This window comes from Rufibacter sp. DG15C (genome assembly GCF_001577755.1).
GTDB lineage: Bacteria > Bacteroidota > Bacteroidia > Cytophagales > Hymenobacteraceae > Nibribacter.
On record NZ_CP010776.1, the window covers coordinates 1,791,464 to 1,812,508 of the forward strand.

General features: G+C 48.4%; 22 protein-coding genes. 17 read left to right on the forward strand and 5 right to left on the reverse strand.

Going from position 1 to position 21,045, the window contains the following annotated elements:
* The first annotated feature begins 110 nt into the window (after positions 1–110).
* The 6 genes from TH61_RS07615 (at position 111) to TH61_RS07640 (ending at position 7,119) form a co-directional block, all read left to right on the forward strand.
* On the forward strand, positions 111–1,607 hold the full coding sequence (locus TH61_RS07615; protein WP_066507954.1) for a lipopolysaccharide biosynthesis protein: 1,497 nt from the start codon (positions 111–113) through the stop codon (positions 1,605–1,607).
* A gap of 19 nt (positions 1,608–1,626) precedes the next feature.
* Positions 1,627–2,073 (forward strand): dUTP diphosphatase, encoded by a 447-nt coding sequence (gene dut / locus TH61_RS07620; RefSeq protein WP_066507955.1) that lies wholly within the window; start codon positions 1,627–1,629, stop codon positions 2,071–2,073.
* Positions 2,074–2,188: 115 nt separating this feature from the next.
* On the forward strand, positions 2,189–3,196 hold the full coding sequence (locus tag TH61_RS07625; protein ID WP_066507957.1) for a sugar nucleotidyltransferase: 1,008 nt from the start codon (positions 2,189–2,191) through the stop codon (positions 3,194–3,196).
* A gap of 18 nt (positions 3,197–3,214) precedes the next feature.
* A complete protein-coding gene (locus tag TH61_RS07630) occupies positions 3,215–4,975 on the forward strand; it encodes a tetratricopeptide repeat protein (RefSeq protein WP_071887809.1) in 1,761 nt (586 codons plus the stop codon).
* Positions 4,968–5,726, forward strand: coding sequence for a DUF4292 domain-containing protein (locus TH61_RS07635; protein WP_066507958.1), 759 nt, complete (start codon positions 4,968–4,970; stop codon positions 5,724–5,726). The genes TH61_RS07630 and TH61_RS07635 overlap by 8 nt, the downstream gene beginning before the upstream one ends.
* A gap of 34 nt (positions 5,727–5,760) precedes the next feature.
* Entirely contained in the window at positions 5,761–7,119 is a 1,359-nt protein-coding gene (locus tag TH61_RS07640) for a murein hydrolase activator EnvC (RefSeq protein WP_082780332.1), read from the forward strand.
* Between the two features lie 337 nt (positions 7,120–7,456).
* Here TH61_RS07640 and TH61_RS07645 read toward each other — a convergent pair whose 3' ends face one another.
* From TH61_RS07645 to TH61_RS07665, 5 genes are read right to left on the reverse strand one after another with little or no spacing between them, the layout of a single operon-like run.
* Positions 7,457–8,086, reverse strand: coding sequence for a hypothetical protein (locus TH61_RS07645; protein ID WP_066507959.1), 630 nt, complete (start codon positions 8,084–8,086; stop codon positions 7,457–7,459).
* 20 nt (positions 8,087–8,106) lie between these two features.
* The gene (locus TH61_RS07650; RefSeq protein ID WP_066507962.1) at positions 8,107–8,820 is read right to left on the reverse strand and encodes an SAM-dependent methyltransferase; all 714 of its coding nucleotides are present in this window, start codon (positions 8,818–8,820) and stop codon (positions 8,107–8,109) included.
* Position 8,821: 1 nt separating this feature from the next.
* On the reverse strand, positions 8,822–9,589 hold the full coding sequence (locus tag TH61_RS07655; protein WP_066507964.1) for an alpha/beta fold hydrolase: 768 nt from the start codon (positions 9,587–9,589) through the stop codon (positions 8,822–8,824).
* A 40-nt stretch (positions 9,590–9,629) separates the two neighbouring features.
* Positions 9,630–10,208: a hypothetical protein gene (locus TH61_RS07660; protein ID WP_157600642.1), complete on the reverse strand. Its 579-nt coding sequence runs from the start codon at positions 10,206–10,208 to the stop codon at positions 9,630–9,632.
* 58 nt (positions 10,209–10,266) lie between these two features.
* Positions 10,267–10,983, reverse strand: a complete 717-nt coding sequence (locus TH61_RS07665; protein ID WP_066507970.1) for a pyridoxine 5'-phosphate synthase — start codon at positions 10,981–10,983, stop codon at positions 10,267–10,269.
* Between the two features lie 125 nt (positions 10,984–11,108).
* On the opposite strand from TH61_RS07665, the gene TH61_RS07670 reads away from it, so the two are divergent.
* The 11 genes from TH61_RS07670 to TH61_RS07720 all read left to right on the forward strand — a co-directional run bounded on the left by TH61_RS07670 (position 11,109) and on the right by TH61_RS07720 (position 21,039).
* Positions 11,109–11,570, forward strand: a complete 462-nt coding sequence (locus TH61_RS07670; protein WP_066507972.1) for a GatB/YqeY domain-containing protein — start codon at positions 11,109–11,111, stop codon at positions 11,568–11,570.
* A 26-nt stretch (positions 11,571–11,596) separates the two neighbouring features.
* Entirely contained in the window at positions 11,597–12,091 is a 495-nt protein-coding gene (locus TH61_RS07675; protein ID WP_157600644.1) for a CvpA family protein, read from the forward strand.
* Between the two features lie 78 nt (positions 12,092–12,169).
* Entirely contained in the window at positions 12,170–12,742 is a 573-nt protein-coding gene (locus tag TH61_RS07680) for an aminodeoxychorismate/anthranilate synthase component II (protein ID WP_066507978.1), read from the forward strand.
* Between the two features lie 39 nt (positions 12,743–12,781).
* On the forward strand, positions 12,782–13,546 hold the full coding sequence (locus TH61_RS07685; RefSeq protein WP_066507983.1) for an alpha/beta fold hydrolase: 765 nt from the start codon (positions 12,782–12,784) through the stop codon (positions 13,544–13,546).
* Positions 13,543–14,208: a CBS domain-containing protein gene (locus TH61_RS07690; RefSeq protein WP_066507984.1), complete on the forward strand. Its 666-nt coding sequence runs from the start codon at positions 13,543–13,545 to the stop codon at positions 14,206–14,208. The genes TH61_RS07685 and TH61_RS07690 overlap by 4 nt, the downstream gene beginning before the upstream one ends.
* Before the next feature lie 54 nt (positions 14,209–14,262).
* Positions 14,263–15,141 carry an NAD kinase gene (locus TH61_RS07695; protein WP_066507986.1) on the forward strand — a complete coding sequence of 293 codons (879 nt, stop codon included), beginning with the start codon at positions 14,263–14,265 and terminating at the stop codon, positions 15,139–15,141.
* A 124-nt stretch (positions 15,142–15,265) separates the two neighbouring features.
* Positions 15,266–16,204 (forward strand): DUF6089 family protein, encoded by a 939-nt coding sequence (locus TH61_RS07700; RefSeq protein WP_066507988.1) that lies wholly within the window; start codon positions 15,266–15,268, stop codon positions 16,202–16,204.
* 90 nt (positions 16,205–16,294) lie between these two features.
* Complete coding sequence (locus TH61_RS07705) at positions 16,295–16,966, forward strand: DUF6089 family protein (protein WP_157600646.1); 672 nt, start codon at positions 16,295–16,297, stop codon at positions 16,964–16,966.
* Between the two features lie 90 nt (positions 16,967–17,056).
* A complete protein-coding gene (locus TH61_RS07710; protein ID WP_066507994.1) occupies positions 17,057–17,809 on the forward strand; it encodes an isoprenyl transferase in 753 nt (250 codons plus the stop codon).
* Between the two features lie 35 nt (positions 17,810–17,844).
* On the forward strand, positions 17,845–20,334 hold the full coding sequence (gene bamA / locus TH61_RS07715; protein WP_231862321.1) for an outer membrane protein assembly factor BamA: 2,490 nt from the start codon (positions 17,845–17,847) through the stop codon (positions 20,332–20,334).
* A gap of 18 nt (positions 20,335–20,352) precedes the next feature.
* A complete protein-coding gene (locus TH61_RS07720) occupies positions 20,353–21,039 on the forward strand; it encodes an OmpH family outer membrane protein (RefSeq protein ID WP_066507999.1) in 687 nt (228 codons plus the stop codon).
* The last annotated feature ends 6 nt before the right edge of the window (positions 21,040–21,045 follow it).

Sequence of the window (21,045 nt, forward strand, 5' to 3'; positions counted from 1 at the left end):
TTGGCTTGTTTTCTGGAAAAGAGGCCAAAAACGGGAGTACCTGTGCCTAGCCCAAAGGAGTTTCAAGAAATGCTTTTCGTTCTCTCATCTTTATCTTACCAATTGCCAACATGAGCATTGCAAAAAAACTGCTAGGGCAGACCGCGGCGTACGGCTTGAGCAGTATTGTGGGCCGGGCCTTAAACTACCTGTTGGTACCGTTGTACACAGGCATCTTCCTTAGGGAGGAGTACGCCGTGGTGACCAAGCTCTATGCCATAGTCGCGTTCCTGAACATTGTCTACACCTATGGCATGGAGACCGCCTTTTTCAGGTATGCCAACAAGCCCGGCACAGACAGGATTGAGTTATACCAGAAAGTGCAGACGATGGTGCTTACCACCAGCCTCACCTTCACGGCGCTGCTGCTCATTTTCAACACCTCCATTGCCGGCAGCCTAGGCTATCCAGAACATCCAGAGTACATTGTTTGGCTGGCCATTACCATTGCCGTTGATGCCATTACGGCCATTCCCTTCGCCCGTCTGCGGCTGGAGAACAAGGCAGCCAGGTTTGCCATCATCAGGCTGACCAACATCTTCCTGGTTATTGGGGGCAATCTCTTCTTTCTGCTATTCTGCCGGCACGTGTATGAAGGCAAGTATTTGCCTGAACTGCGACCAATGGTAGAAGCTATCTACAACCCAGACTTAGGCGTAGGCTACATCTTTTTGGTGAACATGGTGGCCAACCTGCTGTTCATTCCCATGCTCTGGCCACAGTTTAAGGACTTTAAATTCAAGCTGGCGCTAACCGAGATGCAACCCATGTTGGTGTATGCCTTTCCTATTTTAATCATGGGCTTGGCCGGGGCAACCAATGAAATGCTTTCCAGAATCATGTTGGATGAGTGGCTTCCTGCAGGCTTTTACCCTGGCACAACCAATGAGCAGGCACTAGGAGTTTTTGGTGCCAATTACAAGTTGGCCATTATGATGAGCCTCATGATTCAGGCGTTTAGGTATTCTGCGGAGCCTTTCTTTTTCTCACAGGCTGAGGACAAGAACTCGCCGGCTACGTTTGCCGTGGTCATGCGGTGGTTTGTGATTATCTGTGCCTTGGCTTACTTGGGCATTAGCGCCAATATTGATATTTTCCAGTATTTCCTGGGCAAGGAATTCCGGACAGGCTTAGAAATTGTGCCGGTGCTGTTACTGGCCTATCTGTTCAACGGCGTGTATTACAACCTCACAGTCTGGTTCAAGCTCACAGATAAAACCTACTACGGCACCTATATCACCATCTTCGGGGCCATAGTGACGGTGGTGGCCAACTTTCTGCTCATTCCAGTGCTGGGCTACATGGGCAGCGCCATTGCGGCGTTCCTGTGCTATTTCTTGATGGCCGTGGTGTGTTATGTCATCGGGCAGAAGTACTTTCCGGTGCCGTATCCTTTGAAAGCCATTTTTGGGTATCTGTTGCTGGCAACGGGCCTTATCTGGCTGGCGCAAGCGTGGGAGCTGGACAACTTCTGGGTTCGGCAGGTCTACCACCTGGCCTTATGTGCGGTGTTTGTGGCCGTGGTGTGGGTAGTGGAGAAACCAATGCTGCGCACGGTAAATAGATAAATTTGTATATTAGCTGACTATGAATTCTTCGCTTTCTGTTAAAGTCATCAATTTAGGCAAGCACCCGTTGCCGCATTACCAAACCGAGCAATCAGCGGGCATGGACTTGCGGGCCAATCTGGAGGCTTCTATCACGCTTAAACCGTTGCAACGCGCGCTGGTCTCTACGGGCCTCAGCATTGAACTGCCCGAAGGCTACGAGGCCCAGATTCGTCCCCGCAGCGGGCTGGCCTTCAAACACGGGATCTCCATTGTGAACACGCCCGGCACCATTGACGCCGATTACCGCGGCGAAATAAAAGTATTACTGGTCAATCTATCTGATACGGACTTTGTGGTGGAAGACGGCGAGCGCATTGCCCAGATGGTAGTAGCTAGGCACGAGCGCGTGGTGTGGCAAGCCGCTGAAGAGCTGTCTTCTACTGAAAGAGGGGCTGGTGGTTACGGCAGCACCGGTACCAAATAACTTTACCGTTTTTGGCCTGTTTTCGTAGAAAGAAGTCAAAAACAAATTTAATACATCCAAAATTCGGCTTGCCCGTACGTAGGCCATACTTACTCTATTCAAATCACTAGACACTATGAGAATAATAGTACCAATGGCCGGCATGGGCAAACGCATGCGCCCCCACACGCTTACTGTTCCTAAACCATTGATTCCTATTGCGGGCAAGCCCATTGTGCAGCGCCTGGTAGAAGATATTGCCAAAGTATGCCAGGAGCCTATTGAAGAAGTAGCCTTCATCATAGGACACTTCGGTGAAGAGGTTGAGGCCCGTTTAATCAAAATTGCCGAATCTGTGGGCGCTAAAGGTTCTATCCATTACCAGGAAGAGCCACTGGGTACGGCCCACGCCATCCTATGCGCCCAAAGCGCCTTGAAAGGCAACGTAGTTGTAGCCTTTGCTGACACGCTTTTCAAAGCAGACTTTACCTTAGATACTTCTGCGGAAGGCACTATCTGGGTGCAAAAAGTAGAAGATCCGCGTCCGTTTGGCGTGGTGAAACTGAACGAGCAAGGCCAGATCACGGAGTTTGTGGAGAAACCGCAGGAGTTTGTGTCTGACCTGGCCATCATTGGTATCTATTACTTTAAGGACGGCGAGTACCTGCGCAACGAGTTGCAGTACCTGCTGGACAATGACATCAAGGACAAAGGCGAGTACCAGTTGACCAACGCGCTGGAGAACATGAAGAGCAAAGGTTCTGTGTTCATCCCGGGCCCCATCTCTGAGTGGCTGGACTGCGGTAACAAAGACGCTACCGTGTACACCAACCAGCGCTACTTAGAATACATCAAAGACGAAGAAGGACTAGTGGCCGCCTCCGCCAAGTTGAACAACACCGTTATCATTCCTCCGGTTTATATTGGAGAAAATGTAGTGCTTAACAATTCAGTGGTAGGTCCGCACGTTTCCATTGGAAATAACACGCAGGTAGACGGTTCTGTACTGAGCAACAGCATAGTGCAGGAGAACAGCAAGATTAAAAGTGCCCTCATTGCAAACTCAATGGTAGGAAACCATGTTGTCTATGAGAAAGCACCGGCAGATCTTAGCCTAGGCGACTACAACACCCTGCGCGACTAGAGAAGCACACCACCATATATGTTGAAAAGAGGACTCACGATAGTGGCCGCTCTGTGCGGGTTGGTAGTTACAGCAGAGCCGGGCTATGCCCAGTCTGACCGTAAAAAGCAGAAGGAGGGAGCCGTAGAGGCTGCTGCCCAGGTTGCGTTGCCAGCCTTAAGCACTCAGGAGGCCCAACTAAGTGAGTCCTATTTTCTAGAAGGCATGAAGTTCTTCCTGTTGGAGGAATATGCCAAAGCCCTGGACCGGTTTCAACGGGCCTACGCCATTAGTCCGTCCAATGCCGCCGTCAACTACAAGATAGCCGAGACCAGTTTGCTGCTGGGCAGCGCGCGCGGAGCTTTGCCGTTTGCCAAGGCGGCGTTAGAACTGGAACCTTCCAATCCTTATTACCATCTGCTACTGGGTCAAATCTATACCAACCAACAGCAGGTAGAGGAAGCCATCAAGGTCTTCGCGCGGCTCACCCAAGAGCTGCCTAACACCGAGCAGTATCTCTTCAACCTCACCGACTTGTACCTGGCCAAAGGGCGTTTAGATGACGCCTTGAAGACCTTGGCGCAGATAGAGGTGAAGTACGGATACATAGAAGAAGTCTCTTTCAAGAAGCAGCAGATTTACCTCAAGCAGAACAACCTGGCGCAGGCCCTGAAAGAAGGCGAGAACCTGATTATAGCCAACCCAGAGGAAGTACGCTATGTGCTGGCCCAGGCCGAAATGCTGGCTGCCAACAAACGCCTACCCGAAGCCACCGCCATGGCCGAACGCGCCTTGAAAGTGGCCCCAGACAACGCCTATGGCCGTCTCATGCTGGCAGACCTCTTGCGTCAACAGGGGAAAGTGGCAGAAGGCGAAATACAACTGGAAATGGCCTTCGGGAATGCCGGTCTGGACATTGACACCAAGGTGAAGATTCTGGTGGACTACATCAGGCGACTGCCCGATGAGAAGGTGGCTGTGCAAGCCATGAAACTGGCCGAGCTCACCACCAAAGCACACCCGCGCGAGGCCAAGGCCTTTGCCGTGGCCGGAGACATATACGCCAACTCAGACCGCAAACAGGCTGCCCGTGATAACTACTTGAAAGCCGTAAAGCTGGACCCGGGGCACTACAAGATCTGGCAACAGATTGTCTTACTAGACGGCGAGATGAACCAAACCGACTCGCTAATCCTCCATTCTGAACAGGCGCTGGAGTTCTTCCCCAACCAAGCCATGTTCTGGTTCTATAACGGCACTGCACACCTTATCAACAAGAACTATCCCAAGGCCTCTAAGGCATTGGAGTACGGTAGAAGGCTTTCTGCGGGCAACCCAGAATTGTTGATGCAATTTAACATGCAGCTAGGCGATGCCTATCATGCCATGGAGCAGTATGAGCTTTCTGACCAGGCCTATGAGACGGTGCTGGCCATGGACCCGAACAATCCGCACGCCTTAAACAACTACAGCTACTTTTTGTCCGTGCGCGGGCAGAATCTGGCCAAGGCTAAAATAATGGCCAATATCTTGGTATCTAATCATCCTGACAATGCCACGTACCTAGACACCTACGCGTGGGTGCTCTACAAACTGAAAGATTTTCAGGAAGCCAAACGCCTTTTAGAAAAGGCCGTATCCCTGTCTTCTGATGCCACCATCATTGAACACTTCGGTGATGTGCTTTACCAATTGGGGCAGCGTGAATTAGCGCTCAAGCAGTGGGTAAAGGCCAACCAGGTGGGCGGTGCCTCGCAGGTCATCAGTAAGAAGATTAAAGACAAAAAACTCTATGAATAACAAGTTCCTGACGCTTTGGGCTGTTTCTCTCTTTTTATTTGCCAGCTGTAAGAAAGACATTGTCCCAGAAGCCTCCACTGGCGCCGGACCAGAGACCATCAACAAGGTCAACGTGGTCAATACGGATTACAACTACCTGTCTGCCAAAGGAAATGTGCAGCTAGAAAGCCAGAACCTGAGCGCCAACGTGACCATGCGCTTAAAGAAGGACGAAGTTATCTGGGCTTCTGTGTCTAAGCTGGGCATTGAAGCAGTGCGCTTGAAAGTGACGCCAGACTCTGTCTTCATGGTCAATCGTTTAAAGCAGGAATACTTTGCCGGAACCTATGCGCTCTTGCAGGAGAAGTACAAGATTGACGTGAACTTCAAGGAGTTGCAGGACATGCTGGTGGGTAATTTTGTGGCCGGAGATCCTGCCAAGGAGAAATACATGGACATGGGCCCCGTGCAGCACGTGCGCCAATTGCGCAACAACCTGCAGGTAGACCAGTTTGTGGACACTACTCGCTACAAGCTCAAAAGAGTAGAGGTGCGCAACCTCAACAACAAAGACTTGATGACCATGGACTATCAGGAATTTGACAACGTGAACGGCAAACCATTCCCTATGGCTTTGCTCTTAACCATCCAGCAACCAGAGGGAAATACAGCCAAAACAACCGTAGTCGCGGTCAAGCACAAACAGGTTTCAGTATCGGAAACTTCCTTGGATTTTCCTTTTTCTGTACCTTCGGACTATGAACGCAAATAGGCTGGGGGTTTTCTTTCTTTTTTTCTTTCTTTTTATGGTTGGTTCTGTGGGGGTAGACGCCCAACAGAGACAAACCACGCGTACCAAAACCACCACCAGAAAAGCCCCAGTTAGGAAAACAACCTCCAAAAAGGCTCCTGCCAAGACACCCGTTAAAAGCAAAGCCCAGCTAGAGCGCGAAAAGCGGGAGAACCTGCGCCGCATCCAGGAGGCCAACCGCATTCTGGAGCAGACCGCCCAAAAGAAGCAGGCCTCCCTGGGCCAGCTGAACGTGATCAAAGAGAAAATCACGGTGCAGAAGGGCATGATCCGGAACATCTCTTCTGAGATCAACTACCTTGACAAAGACCTGAGCGCCACCGAGGAAAAAGTAGGCGAGACCCAGATGAATTTGGCGCGCCTGAAGGAAGAGTATGCCCAATTGATTTATGCGGCCTCCAAGTCCTCTAACAGCTACAATAAGCTCATGTTCCTGTTCGCCTCCAAGTCCTTTAACCAGATGATGCGGCGCATGAGCTACCTGCGCCAATACACCGAAGCCCGTAAAAAGCAGGCCGCCGCCATTGAGCGCACCCAGCAGAACCTCAGCCAGCACCTTACCACGCTTACCACCCAGAAGCAACGAAAAAAGAGCCTCTTGACCGTGCAGCTGCAGGAAAACAAGAACCTGTTGTCCATGCGTGATGAGCAGGACCAAGTGGTGCAGCAATTGAGCTTGCAAGAACAATCTTTGAAGCAGGAGGTAGAAAAAAGACAAGAGGCCGTCCGCAAACTGGACAGGTTGATTGAAAACTTGGTGCGCGAAGAGATTGCCAGAGCCGCCCGCGCCGCCGAGGCCGCCGCCAGAGCCAAAGCTGCTCGTGAAGCCGCCGCTGCCGCCAAAGCGGGTAAGCCAGTACCTGCAGCCTCAGACAATGATGAACCTGCCGCCCCGCGTAGTAGTAACAAAGTAGCCCTTACCCCGGAAGGCGAATTAGTGTCTTCAAACTTCGCCGGCAACAAAGGGAAGTTTGCCTGGCCAGTGGAGCGTGGGTTTATTTCGCAGCGCTTCGGGCGTCATGCCCACCCGGTTTTGAAAGGCGTGGTGATAGAAAACCGCGGACTGGATATTCAGACGGGGGCCAATGAGAAAGTGCGCACCATCTTTGGCGGCAAAGTCTTGGCGGTACAGACCATCCCGGGCATGAACAACATCGTCATGATTCAGCACGGCGAGTATTTCACGGTCTATGCTAAACTGCGCAGCGTGAACGTCTCTGAAGGCCAGCAACTAAGTGCTAAAGATGTGATTGGCACCGTGTACACAGACCAGGAAGGCACCTCAGAACTGCAGTTCCAAATCTGGAAGAACCAAACCAACCTCAATCCAGAAGGCTGGTTGCTACGGAAGTAATTCATCTTCCTTTGTCATCCTGAAAGGACCTTGTGGGCCAGCTGTAAGGACGTTGCCTAAGTGCAGATGAATAGTTTTATTCGGGATGTTAATATAGAGTTCAACTGCTTAGTTAAAGCCTGTCTAGTTCGATCATAAGGTCCTTTCAGGATGACAAAAGTGAGAGGATTCGCTAGTAGAGTCTAAATACAAAAGAGAAGGCCGATGCTATTGTAGCATCGGTTCTCTTTTGACAATATTGCCGTTTTTGGCCTCTTTTCTGAAAAACAAGCCAAAAACGGCAGCTTTGGTATCTGAAAGTATTATTGAAGTATCGTTAGAAGAAGTTTCTCTTCATCTAGCTAATCCATGTTGTTCTGCACCAATCAGTGACATTTCCATCTTTATTAAGGAGAATATAATAAGATAGTCCTGCTGGGTCGTGAGTCGCATGGGTGTTAATGTACACCAGATAGAGTTCGTCAAACTCTATTGCGTTATAAACAGTGATGTAGTGGGCAGAGCCAAAAAGGTCATATCTCCATTTTCTCCAGTAATGGTTGATTTTTCCATATCTGATTTTCCTGTTCTTTCCCTTAGAGACTTTTGTAAACACTTTAGGTACAGTTAACTTTGAATTCGAGTAGTCGAAGGTGGTGTCAATTAAATGGTTTTGCAGTTGCTTCTCAAGTGATGATATTTTCTTTACCCAGTTGATTCCGCTTGTCTGCACACCGGCTCTTTCTTTATTCTTATTCTCGCTTATCTTACAAAAAGATAGCATCCAGAGCGTGCTTTTAGATGATTCTATATCATGAAAACCAAGTATCACTTTGCCGTCGTATCGAAAGCTACTTACTTTCCTTTCTTTAGGTAAAATATCAGTCCCAAGGAAGTTGACTGCGCTCTGCTCAATACTCAAATCCTTTTTCTGTGAATAAGCATCAAAGCAACTCAAGTAGAGAAACAGTAGTAGTATCTTTTTCAACCTTTATTATTAATGTTAACCTACCGTTTATAAATCAAAAACACCGCCGGCTGTTTGTGCAGATCTGGAACTTTGCCTTTCCAGTTAGCCACGGTCTTGGTTTGGATGAATTCATTGGGGCCGGTGATGTTGGCTGCAATGCAGAGTTTGGTGTCCTTGCTTAAGTTCTGTAGCAGGTCCTCAATCATCTGGCGGTTGCGGTAGGGCGTCTCCATGAAAATCTGGGTTTGGTCTTTCTGCTGCATCTCCTTCTCCAGTCCGCGCAAAGCTTGTAACCGGTCCCGTTTTTCAATAGGCAAATACCCATGAAACGCGAAGGACTGTCCATTGAAGCCAGACGCCATCAAACCCATCAAAATCGCTGAAGGTCCTACTAAGGGCACTACTTTGATGCCGTTCTGGTGTGCCAACCGAGCCAGTTCTGCGCCGGGGTCTGCCACGCCGGGACAACCCGCCTCAGAGACTACGCCGCCGTCCTGGCCTGCCAGCAAGGGCTTCAGCGCTGCCGACAGTTCAGTGTCTGACGAGTCTTTGTCAATGACCGTAATCTGCAATTCTTCAATGACCTGCGTTGGTGCAATGGATTTGATGTAGCGGCGGGCCGTGCGGGCATTCTCCACTAGAAAGTACTTTAATTGCGCGGTGACTTCAGCCACTTGCCGGCAAATGACGGCGTTGGCGGTATCTTCTGCCAAGACCGTGGGGATGAGGAATAGGGTGCCTTTGGTGCTCATCTTAGGCTTGCAGGAACTGGTTGACGATGGCAAAGAACTCCTGCGGCTTTTCGGCGTGTAGCCAGTGGCCGGCTCCTTCAATGGTTTCTATGCGCGCCTGCGGGAACAACTTTTGAATCTCTGCCGTGTCTTGCTCTGGTTTGATGTAACGGGAATTTCCGCCTCTAATAAACAGCGTAGGTTTGTTGAACGGCGTGTCAGAAACTACTTGGTCCAGGATGCTGGGCAGGTTAGCCTCAATGGCGTCAATGTTCAAGCGCCAGCCGAAGGTGTTGTCCTCTTTGCGGTATAGGTTCTTGAGCAGGAACATGCGCGTGCCCACGTCACTCTCTTTCTGGGCTAATATGGCATCTGCGTCGTTGCGGCTTTGCAGGGTGTTCAAATCAATGGAGCGTAGACCTTCCAGAATAGCGTCATGGTGCGGCGGATAGGCTTTAGGGGCAATGTCCGCGACAATCAACTTAGAGAGTTTGTCTGGGTGTTGCACGGCAAAATTCATAGCTACTTTTCCGCCCATGGAATGCCCCAGAATGATAGGGTTCTGGATGTTGTGTTGTTCAATAAACTCAGCCAGGTCATCGGTCATCAACTGGTAGGAGAACTCATCTGAATGCGGAGAGCGGCCGTGGTTGCGCAGGTCCAGCAGGTACACTTGGTGGGTTTCTGAGAATTGCTTGCCCAAGGTCTGCCAGTTGTCTGAGGTCCCGAAGAGGCCGTGCATGATGATGAGCGGCGAGCCTTCGCCCAGGGTGCGATAGTGTAATTCCATATGAATTGTCCTTAGAGGGAAGTATCGTTTTTGGCCTGTTTTACAGAAAACAGATGAATTTCGTTTTAACCGAGTACGCGGCGCGGGGCCAAAGGGCCTTCAGTTGTTCTAGGTCTATGAGCAAAGAGGTAATGGTCAATTGACTTCCGTCTGCCAGCGTGAGCGTGAGGTACTTGTAAGGGCTCCAGAAGAAACTGTTGGACGCGCATTTGGTTTCTTGCACCGCGCGCACTTGAGTGGCATCTAAGTAATACCGTTGGCCCGGCCGTAACAGCAGGGCTACTCCGCTCTTGGCATCAAGCTCCAACGCGCTTTCCTGCTCAAACCGCCAGTACTGGAAGTGCACAAACAAGCTAGGCAGGGAGAACAACAGTAAGGCAGACCCAATCCCCGCAGCCAAGCCTTTCTCCAGCATAGTGTCTGTCTGCGCCCTAGGAATCAAACTCAGAATAGAAGCGCCCAGCCAGGTGCCAATGGCGGACCAGAACACCATCCCGAACTGCCGGGCCGGCGCTAGGTAGTAGACTTTGCTCTTGCGGGAAAAGACCTTCAGTAGGAAGCCCACCACATAATGCGCCAGCACCAGAAAGGCCGTCATCTTTATGATAGTCCCTATCATATGAGGGGCGTTTTTGGGCTACTTTTCAGAAAACAGGCAAAAAACGGAAGTTCTAGCATTAGTAGTTGAGTTGGCGCAGGTACAGTTGAATGGTATTCTCCAGGCCAAAATATAGCGCATCACAAATCAGGGCGTGACCAATGGAAACTTCCTGTAGATTAGGGAGACGCTCTTTCAGGAAACGCAGGTTGTCCAGGTCCAGGTCATGGCCGGCGTTCAGGCCTAGGTTGCATTGCTGGGCTACTTTGGCGGCCTCGGCGTACGGGGCCACGGCTTTCTCGCGGTCTGCCAGGTACTGAGAGGCGTAGGCCTCGGTGTAGAGTTCTATGCGGTCTGTGCCCGTCAAGGCGGCGCCTTCTACCTGCTTGTTGTCTGGGTCTACAAAAATGGACGTTCTGATGCCCTGCTCTTTAAACTGCGCGATGATGTCTACCAGAAAATCTTTGTGCTTGATGGTATCCCAACCAGCGTTAGAGGTGATGGCGTCGGGGGCATCGGGTACCAAGGTTACTTGCTCGGGCTTCACGCTAAGGACCAGTTGGATGAAGTCTGGCGTGGGGTTTCCTTCAATGTTGAACTCGGTGGTGACGGCGGGTTTCAAGTCCAGAACGTCTTGGTAGCGGATGTGGCGTTCATCGGGGCGCGGGTGCACGGTGATGCCCTGCGCGCCAAACCGTTCGCAGTCCAATGCCGTTTGAAGAACATTAGGTCGGTTGCCGCCGCGGGCGTTCCGCAACGTGGCTATTTTATTTATATTTACGCTCAGTTTCGTCATGATTGTCGCGTTTGATTTGGTCACTACCCTCATACGGGCTGGGCAAAGATAAAAACAATTTGACGGCACCCTTCAATAGATGTCTCACGCCGGTTGCCTTTATGGGAGCCTTACAAAATTTAACTATGAGTTTAAAAGCAAACGTAGAAGCAGGTATCAAGCAAGCCATGCTGGCCAAAGACAAGACCCGTCTGCAAGCCTTAAGAAGCATCAAGTCGCAGATTCTTTTAGCCGAAACCGAGAAAGGCGGCGCCGAAGAATTGACCCAGGACGCTGAGATGAAACTGTTGACTAAGTCGGCTAAACAGCGCCGCGACTCAGCTGAGATTTACCGCACCCAGGGCCGTCAGGATTTGGAAGAAGTAGAGTTGGCAGAACTGGCCGTGATTGAGGAGTTTCTGCCTAAGCAACTGGACGAAGGAGATTTGCGTGAGCGTCTTCTGGAAATCATTCAGCGCGTGGGTGCCTTGGGGCCATCAGACATGGGCAAAGTGATGGGCGTAGCCTCCAGAGAACTGGCCGGCCTAGCCGATGGTAGAGCTATCTCCAGCGCGGTAAGCGCATTGTTAAACAATACCAACGCCTAAGTATTACCTGATTGAGCACGTTTGACATGTTTCTGCTTCTTCCGGTGGCCTATGGCGCCATTAAAGGGTTGTGGAAAGGCTTGATTTTAGAGGTTGCCTCTCTGGCCGCGTTGGTGATTATCACGGTCTTTGGGGTGAAACTAGTGAGCATGGCGTCTCCTACCATCAATGAATGGCTGGGCGACAGCGCCGGCTTCTTGCCGTTTTTGCCATATTTACTGGTGTTCATTGCCATCGGGTTTGCGGTGCGTTTCATTGGCCTTCTCTTGAAGAAGACTGTTAATCTCACGCCGCTGGGGCTGTTGGATAAAGTGGGCGGTGCCTTCTTTGGGGCGCTCAAGTGGGGGTTTGCCGTGTGCCTGCTGGTGTACTTCGCCAACAACGCCGGGTTAGACACTGCCTTTGCCACCGTGAAGGAATCCTCTGTCTATCCTTTTTACTTAGAGGCCGCGCCCAGCGCCTGGGCCTTTGTGCAATGGGTGATTCCGGTGGGCAAAGATGCCTTAGGCGCGCTTCAATAAAATTTTCCTTTCCGTTTTTGGCCTGTTTTCTGAAAAACAGGCCAAAAACGGAAATTCTTTTCTTTCAGTATCTACTCTGTGCTTCTGCTCCTGGACAATTTTGATTCGTTCACTTACAACCTCTATGACTATTTTAAACAGATAGGCGTGGAGGTAGAAGTGCGTCGCAACAACGTGTCTTTGGAGGAATTACAGAAGCTTCCCTTAGAAGGTATTGTGCTGTCGCCGGGGCCGGGCACGCCCGAGAAGGCCGGAGTCATGCCAGCCGTTATTGACTACTACCATGACCGGCTGCCCATGCTGGGGATTTGTTTGGGACACCAGGCCTTGGGGCAGTTCTTTGGCGGGCAGGTAGTCAAAGCACTCAGGCCCATGCACGGTAAAATCTCTGAGATTACCTGCGCACCAGACCCTTTGTTTGCTAACATGCCGCAGAAGGTGCAGGTGGTACGCTACCATTCGCTAGTGGTGACAGAGGCGCCGACTTCATTAATACCGCTGGCGCAAACAAAAGAAGGCGAACTGATGGCGTTTAAGCATAACCGATTGCCGCTCTATGCGTTGCAGTTCCACCCCGAGGCGGCTTTGACTACTCATGGGCTCACTATGCTTAAAAATTGGGTAGATATTGTTAATATTACAACCCACTAGAAGTTTTTAAGTACGATTACCACAACCGATTCTCTACACATGGACCTGGAAATAAAGAAGGAAGGCGGGTTTGAATTCATAGACGAGGGCGAAGGCCAAGTGCTGATTCTGTTACACGGGCTTTTTGGCGCGCTCAGTAACTGGCAGGGGGTGGTGTCGCATTTCAGTAAAAATTACCGGGTAGTCATCCCGATGATGCCTCTGTATACAATGCCTTTGCCGCAAGCCAGTGTGCCTGGGCTGGTGGAGTTTGTAGAGGAGTTTGTGGCCTTCAAGAACCTGTCTGACTTGACCCTACTTGGCAACTCCCTGGGTGGACACGTGGCGTTAGAGTATGCCATTAAAAACCCAAGCTATGTGAAGCGCTTAGTTTTAACAGGGAGCTCCGGGTTGTTTGAAGACTCCATGGGTGGCTCGTTCCCTAAGCGCGGTAACTATGCCTTTGTGAAGGAACGCGTTGAGTATACCTTCTACTACCCAGAGACGGCCACCAAAGAACTGGTAGACGAGGTCTTTGACATCACCAACAGCAATCCCAAAGTGTTGCGCATCATTTCCATTGCCAAGTCGGCGCAGCGTAACAACATGGCAAAAGATTTAGTGAAAATCACAGCGCCTACTTTATTAATCTGGGGTTTGAATGACACCATTACGCCGCCTATTGTGGCGCATGAGTTCAACAGACTCATTCAAAACTCAGAACTGCACTTCATAGACCATTGCTGCCACGCCCCCATGATGGAACATCCAGACGCCTTTAACAGTATCTTAGATAGATTTCTGATAAAGACCGCCTCTGTATGATTGCCGAAGAATTGATTAATCAAATGGTGCCTCCGTTAAAACTCTCTGACTCAGGGGAAAAGGCGGTGAGGTGGATGGAAGAGTTCAGGCTGAACCAGCTGCCCGTGGTCAAAAACCGGAAATATCTGGGCTTGGTCACGGAAGACGATGTGCTGGAGGCAAAAAATGGTGACCTTGTTTTAGAACAGATTCCCTTTGACTTTGAGCACGTGCATGTGCAGCAGAACCAGCACTTTTACAGTGTTATGGAACTGGCCATCAAAAACAAGGTGCAGGTAGTACCGGTTCTGGATGAATTGCATGAGTACTTAGGGGTCATCACAGTAAGCGACACCATTGCCGCCTTCGGGCAGATGTCTGCTATGCAGGGACAGGGAGGAATTCTGGTGTTGAGCATGGCGGAACGGGACTACTCGCTCTCGGAGATAAGCCGTCTGGTTGAGTCTAACAACGCCAAGATTTTGAGCGCCTACGTCTCTCCAGATGAGGTAGATGTTTTTCAGATGAAGCTTACCTTGAAGATCAATACCGCAGACCTTACCAGAATTGTGGCTACGTTAGAGCGCTTCGGGTATAAAATTACGGCTCAGTTCCAAGATGCAGGCAACACAGATGAGGACCAAGACCGCTTGGATATGCTCATGCGGTATCTAAATGTATAACCTTCTGCTCTCTAGTTGGCTTTCTAAAAGTCTTTCCTATTTCTGCAATACCCTATGAAGATAGCAATAGTTGGTAAACCAGTAAAGGAAGAGGTGCTGCCCTATGTGAAGCGTCTCTTTGACAACTTATTGCAGCGGGGCATTACCATTACCATCTCAGAAGGCTTCGCAGAATTATTAGAGCCCATGCTGCCTTTACCAGCAACGGTAGAGTATTTTAATAGACAAACCAATTTGCAGGATGTCTCCTATATGCTCAGTCTGGGCGGGGATGGTACTCTTTTAGATGCTGTCACTTACGTTGGGGCCTTACAAATACCCATACTGGGGATCAATATGGGTCGGTTGGGTTTCTTGGCGTCTGTGCCCTACGCCCAGTTAGATGCGTCCATTGAGACCCTGTTAAAAGGGCATTACACGTTTGACGAGCGCTCGCTCATTCATTTAGACAGTGACCAGGAGGTTTTTGAGGGGATTAATTTCGGGTTGAATGAATTTTCAATATTAAAGCGAGATACTTCCTCCATGATTGCCGTGCATACGTATATAGACGGCGAGTATTTAAATTCGTATTGGGCAGATGGGTTGATTGTGGCTACCCCTACAGGATCTACCGGCTATTCTTTGAGTTGCGGCGGTCCGGTAATGATGCCACAGACAAACAATTTTGTCATCTCTCCCGTATGCCCTCATAATTTGAACGTCCGCCCCTTGGTGGTGTCAGACAGGAGTGTGATTTCCTTTGAGATAGAAGGGAGGAGCACCAAGTATCTGGTTTCTCTAGATTCCAGATCAAGGCCTGTAGATGCGTCCATTCAATTGGCCATAAGGCGGGAAGACTTCAATGCACGTTTGGTCAAGCTCAACCAGGTTAATTTCTTAACTACGTTGCGCACAAAAATGCATTGGGGATTAGATCAACGGAATGGGTAACAACCATTTATACATATAATTTGTGTATATAGCTGATCTTTATGTAGAAAAAAATGATAAATTTGCCTGTTGGAGTGCAAGTGTAAATTCCATTTAGAGTGAATCCAGCAAATAGTTTGACGGCATGAAAAACGTATTCTCAGCATTATTAATTTTATTAACTCTAAGTATTGCGTTTTCGCAAGATGCAGAGGCTCAGCGGTTTAGAACTAGAAACAGATATAATTCTGTGAGTGTAAGCCTAAACGCAATGAACTATTTTGGTGACGTGACGCCAGAGGCAGACTTTACCAGTTTACGTTTGAAGTCTACTCGTCCTAGCTTGGCGGTGAGTTACTCAAGAAAGTTCTTTCCTAGAATTTCGGGACGTGCCTCCTTTAGCTGGGGCCGGATTACTGGTGATGATGCTAAAAGTGCCTCTCCTGATGAAGCAGAAAACTTGCCTAGATTCAGACGTAACTTAAGCTTTAGAAATGATATCAAAGAGCTGAGTGTAGTAGGGGTGGTTGATCTATTTGAGAACCGTCGTTCTTATTTGCGCCGTCCAGATTTTACTCCATATGTGTTTGCTGGAGTTGCTGTTCTGCATCATAATCCAAAGGCTTACTATGATGGTGGTGCCATTGCTACTGGATGGTATGAGTTGCAGCCATTAGGAACTGAAGGGCAATATTCAGACGCAGAAGGGTATCCAGAGCCTTATTCAAGAGTGCAGTTTGCAATTCCTTTGGGGATTGGAGCTAGATACAGAATAGATAAACGTTGGGATATTGCTCTAGAGATTGGTTGGAGAAAAACCTTTACAGATTACTTAGACGATGTAAGCGGTACCTATGCCAATAAAGCTGATTTGAAATCTAATGAAGCCATAGTGCTTTCAGATAGAAGCGCGGAAAGCGGATTAGGCCCCATAGTTACAACAGGAGGTTATCCGCATTTGAGAGGTTATGGGCTTAAAGGAAATCAGCGTGGTGATATTACAGATGATGACTGGTACATCACAACTGGCGTAACTCTAAGTTATATTTTAAGACCTGCAAGAAGAGGACCTAAATTCCGTTAATAGAGAGAATCCAAACTTGACTAAATGAGAATACAGATTTTACGGACACTCCTTATTTGCCTTTGGGTCCAAATAGGGAGTGTTTTTTTTATGCATGTTTCTGCTCAGAATACGGAACGAAGTACCAACGAATTAGGGATTGGCATTGGCGGAATCACATACAAGGGAGATGTTTCTCCCAGATATAGACTTTTAAGCAATCGTCCGGCGCTTACTCTTTTCTACAAAAGGGATGTGTCTAGAGCACTGGTTTTGCGGGGCAGCCTGTTAGCTGGCAAAGTAAAGGCCAAGGATACACAATATGAAGACTTGCCTCTTTCTGATTATAGAAAGGCAGAGGTGACTACCAGCGTTTTGGAATTGGCAGTTGGGTTTGATTATAACTTCCTGAACTATTATGATTTCAGGAGGCACATTAGATGGACACCCTATTTTACATTAGGCGTAGCCGGTCTAGCATATAACAACAAAACCACTGCTCCAAATCCGGTTGTTCTCTATCCAGAGAATGGAGGGAACAACGAACCCTATAAAACCTCTTTTACAATGGCTGTTCCCATTGGGGCGGGGATTAAATATGCTTTGACGCATAGATTGAACCTGGGGGTGGAGTTCGGGGCTCGGTTTCTCTTGACAGACAAGTTTGACAACCTCACCAACCAGAATGAGAAAGTCATGAATCCGCATGACAATGATTGGTATTTCTATAACGGGGTAAGCCTCTCATATACCTTCTATAAAATCAACTGCCCTTTATTTTAAAAGAAATCAATGCCTTAATATAAGGTATACTGGAAAGGGTATGTCTAATATTGGCAACCTTTTCCTAAATTGCATTGAAATTTCTTTTTAATGAGCCTGAAGGAAAAGATAGATCTAGGCAATTTGCCACAACACATTGCCGTTATCATGGACGGAAACGGGCGTTGGGCGAAGAAAAAAGGCAACCTCCGGATCTTCGGACATCAAAATGCCATTACTGCAGTGCGGGAAACGGTAGAAGCTTCTGCTGAGCTGGGAGTGCAGTATTTGACGCTATATGCCTTCTCTACAGAGAACTGGTCACGGCCGAAGCAAGAAGTAGAAGCGTTAATGCAATTGTTGGTAAGCACCATCAGCAAAGAAACTGCTACCCTGAATAAGAACAACATTAGGCTGCAGGCTATTGGAGATACAGCCTCACTGCCCAACTCCTGTAGAAAACAATTGGAGGAGGCAATTGCCAAAACCAGTCAGAATACCAGAATGACGCTGGTGTTGGCCTTGAGTTACAGTGGCCGTTGGGATATTACCAATGCAGTAAAACAGGTAGCACAAGCCGTGAAAACTGGGGAACTGCTTCCTGAGAACATTACAGAACAAACTGTAGAAAAATATTTGGCCACTGCTGGTATGCCAGATCCAAGTCTGTTGATTAGAACCAGCGGAGAACAAAGAATCAGTAATTTCCTGCTCTGGCAGTTAGCCTATACAGAATTGTACATCACAGAACTGTTATGGCCAGATTACAGGAAAGAACATCTATATGAAGCCATACTTGCCTACCAACAACGGGAGCGCCGTTTTGGAAAAACAAGTGAACAATTACAAAAAGCAAATTCTTAATGAGTAAGTATTTTTGGCTGTTATGCCTATTAGTTATGTCTAATGCGGCATCAGCACAAGTAAGGCTTGGCGTTGGCAGAAGCACTCCACAACAATCTCCTTCTACGTTAGATTACAGCAATCCCAAAAGGTACACCATTGGCGGTATCACGGTGAGCGGTGCCAAATTCCTTGACCCTAATACGCTTATCTCCTTGACAGGGTTAGACATAGGGGATGAGATAACAGTACCCGGTGAAGACATTGGGTTTGCTATCCAGAAATTATGGGACCAGGGTATCTTGGGTGGCGTAGACGTGCGCGCTACTAGCATTGAAGGCAACAAAATATTCTTGGATTTCTTTTTGACAGAGCGTCCTCGCCTGTCAAGGTTTGATTTTACCGGTGCCAGCAAATCACAAGCTGAGGATCTAACGGAAAAAATCTCTCTGAGCAAAGGTCGTGTGGTAACTGATGCGCTTTTAAGCTCCACCCGTACCGCGGTAGAGAAATTCTACCAAGAGAAAGGATATTTGAATGCCCAAGCCACTATCAAACAAAGCCCAGATTCTATTATTGCCAACAGCGTTTCCCTAGATATACAGGTGAACAAAGGCGAGAAAGTAAAGATTGCGGAGCTTAACATTGAAGGCAACGAGGCCATCAAAGACAGCAAACTCAAAAAGAAGCTGAAAGACACGAAGGAGAAGAAGTTTTACAAACTATTCACTAGCGGCAAATTCCAGCAGGCTAAGTATGAAGAAGACAAAAAGCTTCTGATTGATTACTATAACACACAAGGCTACCGTGATGCCACCATTGTGTCTGACTCTGTTTATAAAATCAGTGAAGACCGCATTGGTATTAAGTTGGTCATTGAGGAGGGAAGCAAGTATTTCTACCGTAACATTACCTGGAACGGAAACTACTTATATGATGACGCCTATTTGAGCCGAGTACTTGGCTTACAGAAAGGTGACGTTTACAACAAAGAAGAACTGGACAAACGTCTCAACTACAATCCTAACGAGTCAGACGTTACTTCTCTTTACATGGATGATGGTTACTTGTTCTTCCAGATTGAGCCGGTAGAAGTAGCCGTAGAAGGTGACTCTATTGACATTGAAATGCGGTTGAGTGAAGGGTCTCAAGCCAAAATCAACTCTATCAACGTTTCTGGCAATACCAAAACCAGTGACCACGTGATTTTGCGTGAACTGCGCACCTTACCAGGGCAGAACTTTAGCCGTGCAGCGTTGATCAGGTCGCAGCGTGAAATTGCCGCTTTGGGATATTTTGACCCAGAGAACATCGGTATGAACCCTATCCCTAATCCAGCCAATGGAACGGTAGACATTCAATACACGGTAGAGGAACGTCCAAATGATCAGATTACTTTGTCTGGTGGTTGGGGCGGTGGCCTTGGTGCGGTTGGAACAGTAGGTCTTGTACTGAATAATTTCTCTTTGCGCAAAGCCGGTGATTTCAAACAATGGCGCCCGGTACCGTCAGGTGATGGTCAGCGTCTAGCATTAAACATTCAGGCCAACGGAAAGCGCTATCAGTCGTATTCGCTTTCGTTTACAGAGCCGTGGTTAGGTGGTCGTAGACCAAACTCTTTGACAGTAAGCTTGAGCAAGTCTATTCAGCGCTTCAATGATCTAGACGAATTCAACCAGCAGAGAGAAGCCTATATTGACATCAATGGGGTTTCTGTAAACTTGGGACGTAGGTTAAGATGGCCAGATGACTACTTCAGTTTGAGTAACTCATTGTCTTACTACCGTTATAACATGAGCAATGGCTCCACTATCTTTAGGGGCTATGCAGAGGCAGACAGTATAAAAGATGCCAACAACTTCTCTTTTATTACTGCCTTCTCTAGAAATAGTATTGACAACCCAACTTTCACCAGATCTGGGGCATCCTTGAGCTTAACGGCCACATTGACACCTCCTTATTCTTTGATAAAAGGTAAAACCAACTCCTTCCAGTGGATTGAATTCCATAAATGGATGTTAGATGCGTCTTGGTTCCACACTTTGGCAGGGAATTTGGTATTGAATACAAGAGCCCACTTCGGGTTTATTGGCACCTACAGTTCAAAAGGAACTATTGGGCCGTTTGAAAGATTTAAACTAGGAGGCTCTGGCCTGGGCGGTGGTTCTTATATTGTGGCTACTGACTATGTGGGCTTGCGCGGATATGAAGATGAAAGCATCACGCCGCTTTCTGCCAATGGTCAGATTTCAGCGGGTGGGGTTGCCTTCAACAAATACGTATCTGAGTTACGCTACCTGGTGTCACCAAACCCAGCGGCAACGGTATATGTGTTAGCATTTGCCGAGGCAGGTAACAACTTCCCTAGCATCAGGACATATGATCCATTCAAGTTGTATCGTTCTGTAGGGGTGGGAGCCAGGGTGTTCATGGCGGCCTTCGGGTTGTTAGGATTTGACTATGGTTGGGGCTTAGACACCGTGCCGGGTCAGCCAAACGCCAACGGTGGTCAGTTCCACTTTATGATTGGACAGCAGATCAGGTAATATAAAAGAGGAGATAGCATGAAAAGAACGCTTGGTTTTCTATTGGTAGTGACATTGTTCCTGGTGAGCAGTCAGACCTCCCATGCGCAACGGTTCGGCTATATTGACTCAGAATTTATCCTGCAAAAGATGCCTGCATATTCTAATGCCCAAGCTGAGGTAGACAAGTTGTCTGCCGCCTGGCAAAAGGAAATTGAGAACATGCGGGCAGAGGTTGAGAAGCTTAAGAAAGCGTATCAGGCAGAAGAGATTTTGCTTACCTCAGAAATGAAAACCAAGCGCTTGGAGGAAATCACCAAGAAGGAGAACGAGGTGAGAGAGTACCAGCGCAAGATGTTCGGATTTGAAGGAAGCCTGTTCAAAAAGCGTGAAGAAATGATCAGGCCAGCCCAGGACCAGCTGTTTGAAGCCGTTGAAAAGGTGGTGAGACAGAAAGGCCTGAGCTTTATATTTGATAAGTCATCCAGAGACGTGGTGATGCTGTACACAGACCCACGTCATGATTACACAGAGTATGTGCTGGAAGAACTGGGACTGGCGTCTAAGGAAGCCAATTCACAGGGAGCCAGACCGGCAGATGCTTTGATAGACAAACCAGAAGACATACCTCCGTTGCCTGAGGCGGCCACAGAGAATTCGCCTTCTAAGAACACCAAGCCTGCCTCCGGCACTAAAAAGCCGCCAGTTAAAAAGAAAAACAATTAAACAAAC

Excerpts from the sequence above, each read along its gene's own strand:
- TH61_RS07670 (WP_066507972.1), top strand. The coding sequence starts at position 11,109 with ATGAGTTTAAAAGCAAACGTAGAAGCAGGTATCAAGCAAGCCATGCTG.
- TH61_RS07675 (WP_157600644.1), top strand. The coding sequence starts at position 11,597 with ATGTTTCTGCTTCTTCCGGTGGCCTATGGCGCCATTAAAGGGTTGTGG.
- TH61_RS07640 (WP_082780332.1), top strand. The coding sequence starts at position 5,761 with ATGGTTGGTTCTGTGGGGGTAGACGCCCAACAGAGACAAACCACGCGT.
- TH61_RS07705 (WP_157600646.1), top strand. The coding sequence starts at position 16,295 with ATGCATGTTTCTGCTCAGAATACGGAACGAAGTACCAACGAATTAGGG.
- bamA (WP_231862321.1), top strand. The coding sequence starts at position 17,845 with ATGTCTAATGCGGCATCAGCACAAGTAAGGCTTGGCGTTGGCAGAAGC.
- TH61_RS07625 (WP_066507957.1), top strand. The coding sequence starts at position 2,189 with ATGAGAATAATAGTACCAATGGCCGGCATGGGCAAACGCATGCGCCCC.
- TH61_RS07635 (WP_066507958.1), top strand. The coding sequence starts at position 4,968 with ATGAATAACAAGTTCCTGACGCTTTGGGCTGTTTCTCTCTTTTTATTT.
- TH61_RS07665 (WP_066507970.1), bottom strand. The coding sequence starts at position 10,983 with ATGACGAAACTGAGCGTAAATATAAATAAAATAGCCACGTTGCGGAAC.
- TH61_RS07710 (WP_066507994.1), top strand. The coding sequence starts at position 17,057 with ATGAGCCTGAAGGAAAAGATAGATCTAGGCAATTTGCCACAACACATT.
- TH61_RS07685 (WP_066507983.1), top strand. The coding sequence starts at position 12,782 with ATGGACCTGGAAATAAAGAAGGAAGGCGGGTTTGAATTCATAGACGAG.
- TH61_RS07700 (WP_066507988.1), top strand. The coding sequence starts at position 15,266 with ATGAAAAACGTATTCTCAGCATTATTAATTTTATTAACTCTAAGTATT.
- TH61_RS07720 (WP_066507999.1), top strand. The coding sequence starts at position 20,353 with ATGAAAAGAACGCTTGGTTTTCTATTGGTAGTGACATTGTTCCTGGTG.
- TH61_RS07695 (WP_066507986.1), top strand. The coding sequence starts at position 14,263 with ATGAAGATAGCAATAGTTGGTAAACCAGTAAAGGAAGAGGTGCTGCCC.
- TH61_RS07660 (WP_157600642.1), bottom strand. The coding sequence starts at position 10,208 with ATGATAGGGACTATCATAAAGATGACGGCCTTTCTGGTGCTGGCGCAT.
- TH61_RS07650 (WP_066507962.1), bottom strand. The coding sequence starts at position 8,820 with ATGAGCACCAAAGGCACCCTATTCCTCATCCCCACGGTCTTGGCAGAA.
- TH61_RS07615 (WP_066507954.1), top strand. The coding sequence starts at position 111 with ATGAGCATTGCAAAAAAACTGCTAGGGCAGACCGCGGCGTACGGCTTG.
- TH61_RS07655 (WP_066507964.1), bottom strand. The coding sequence starts at position 9,589 with ATGGAATTACACTATCGCACCCTGGGCGAAGGCTCGCCGCTCATCATC.
- dut (WP_066507955.1), top strand. The coding sequence starts at position 1,627 with ATGAATTCTTCGCTTTCTGTTAAAGTCATCAATTTAGGCAAGCACCCG.
- TH61_RS07630 (WP_071887809.1), top strand. The coding sequence starts at position 3,215 with ATGTTGAAAAGAGGACTCACGATAGTGGCCGCTCTGTGCGGGTTGGTA.
- TH61_RS07690 (WP_066507984.1), top strand. The coding sequence starts at position 13,543 with ATGATTGCCGAAGAATTGATTAATCAAATGGTGCCTCCGTTAAAACTC.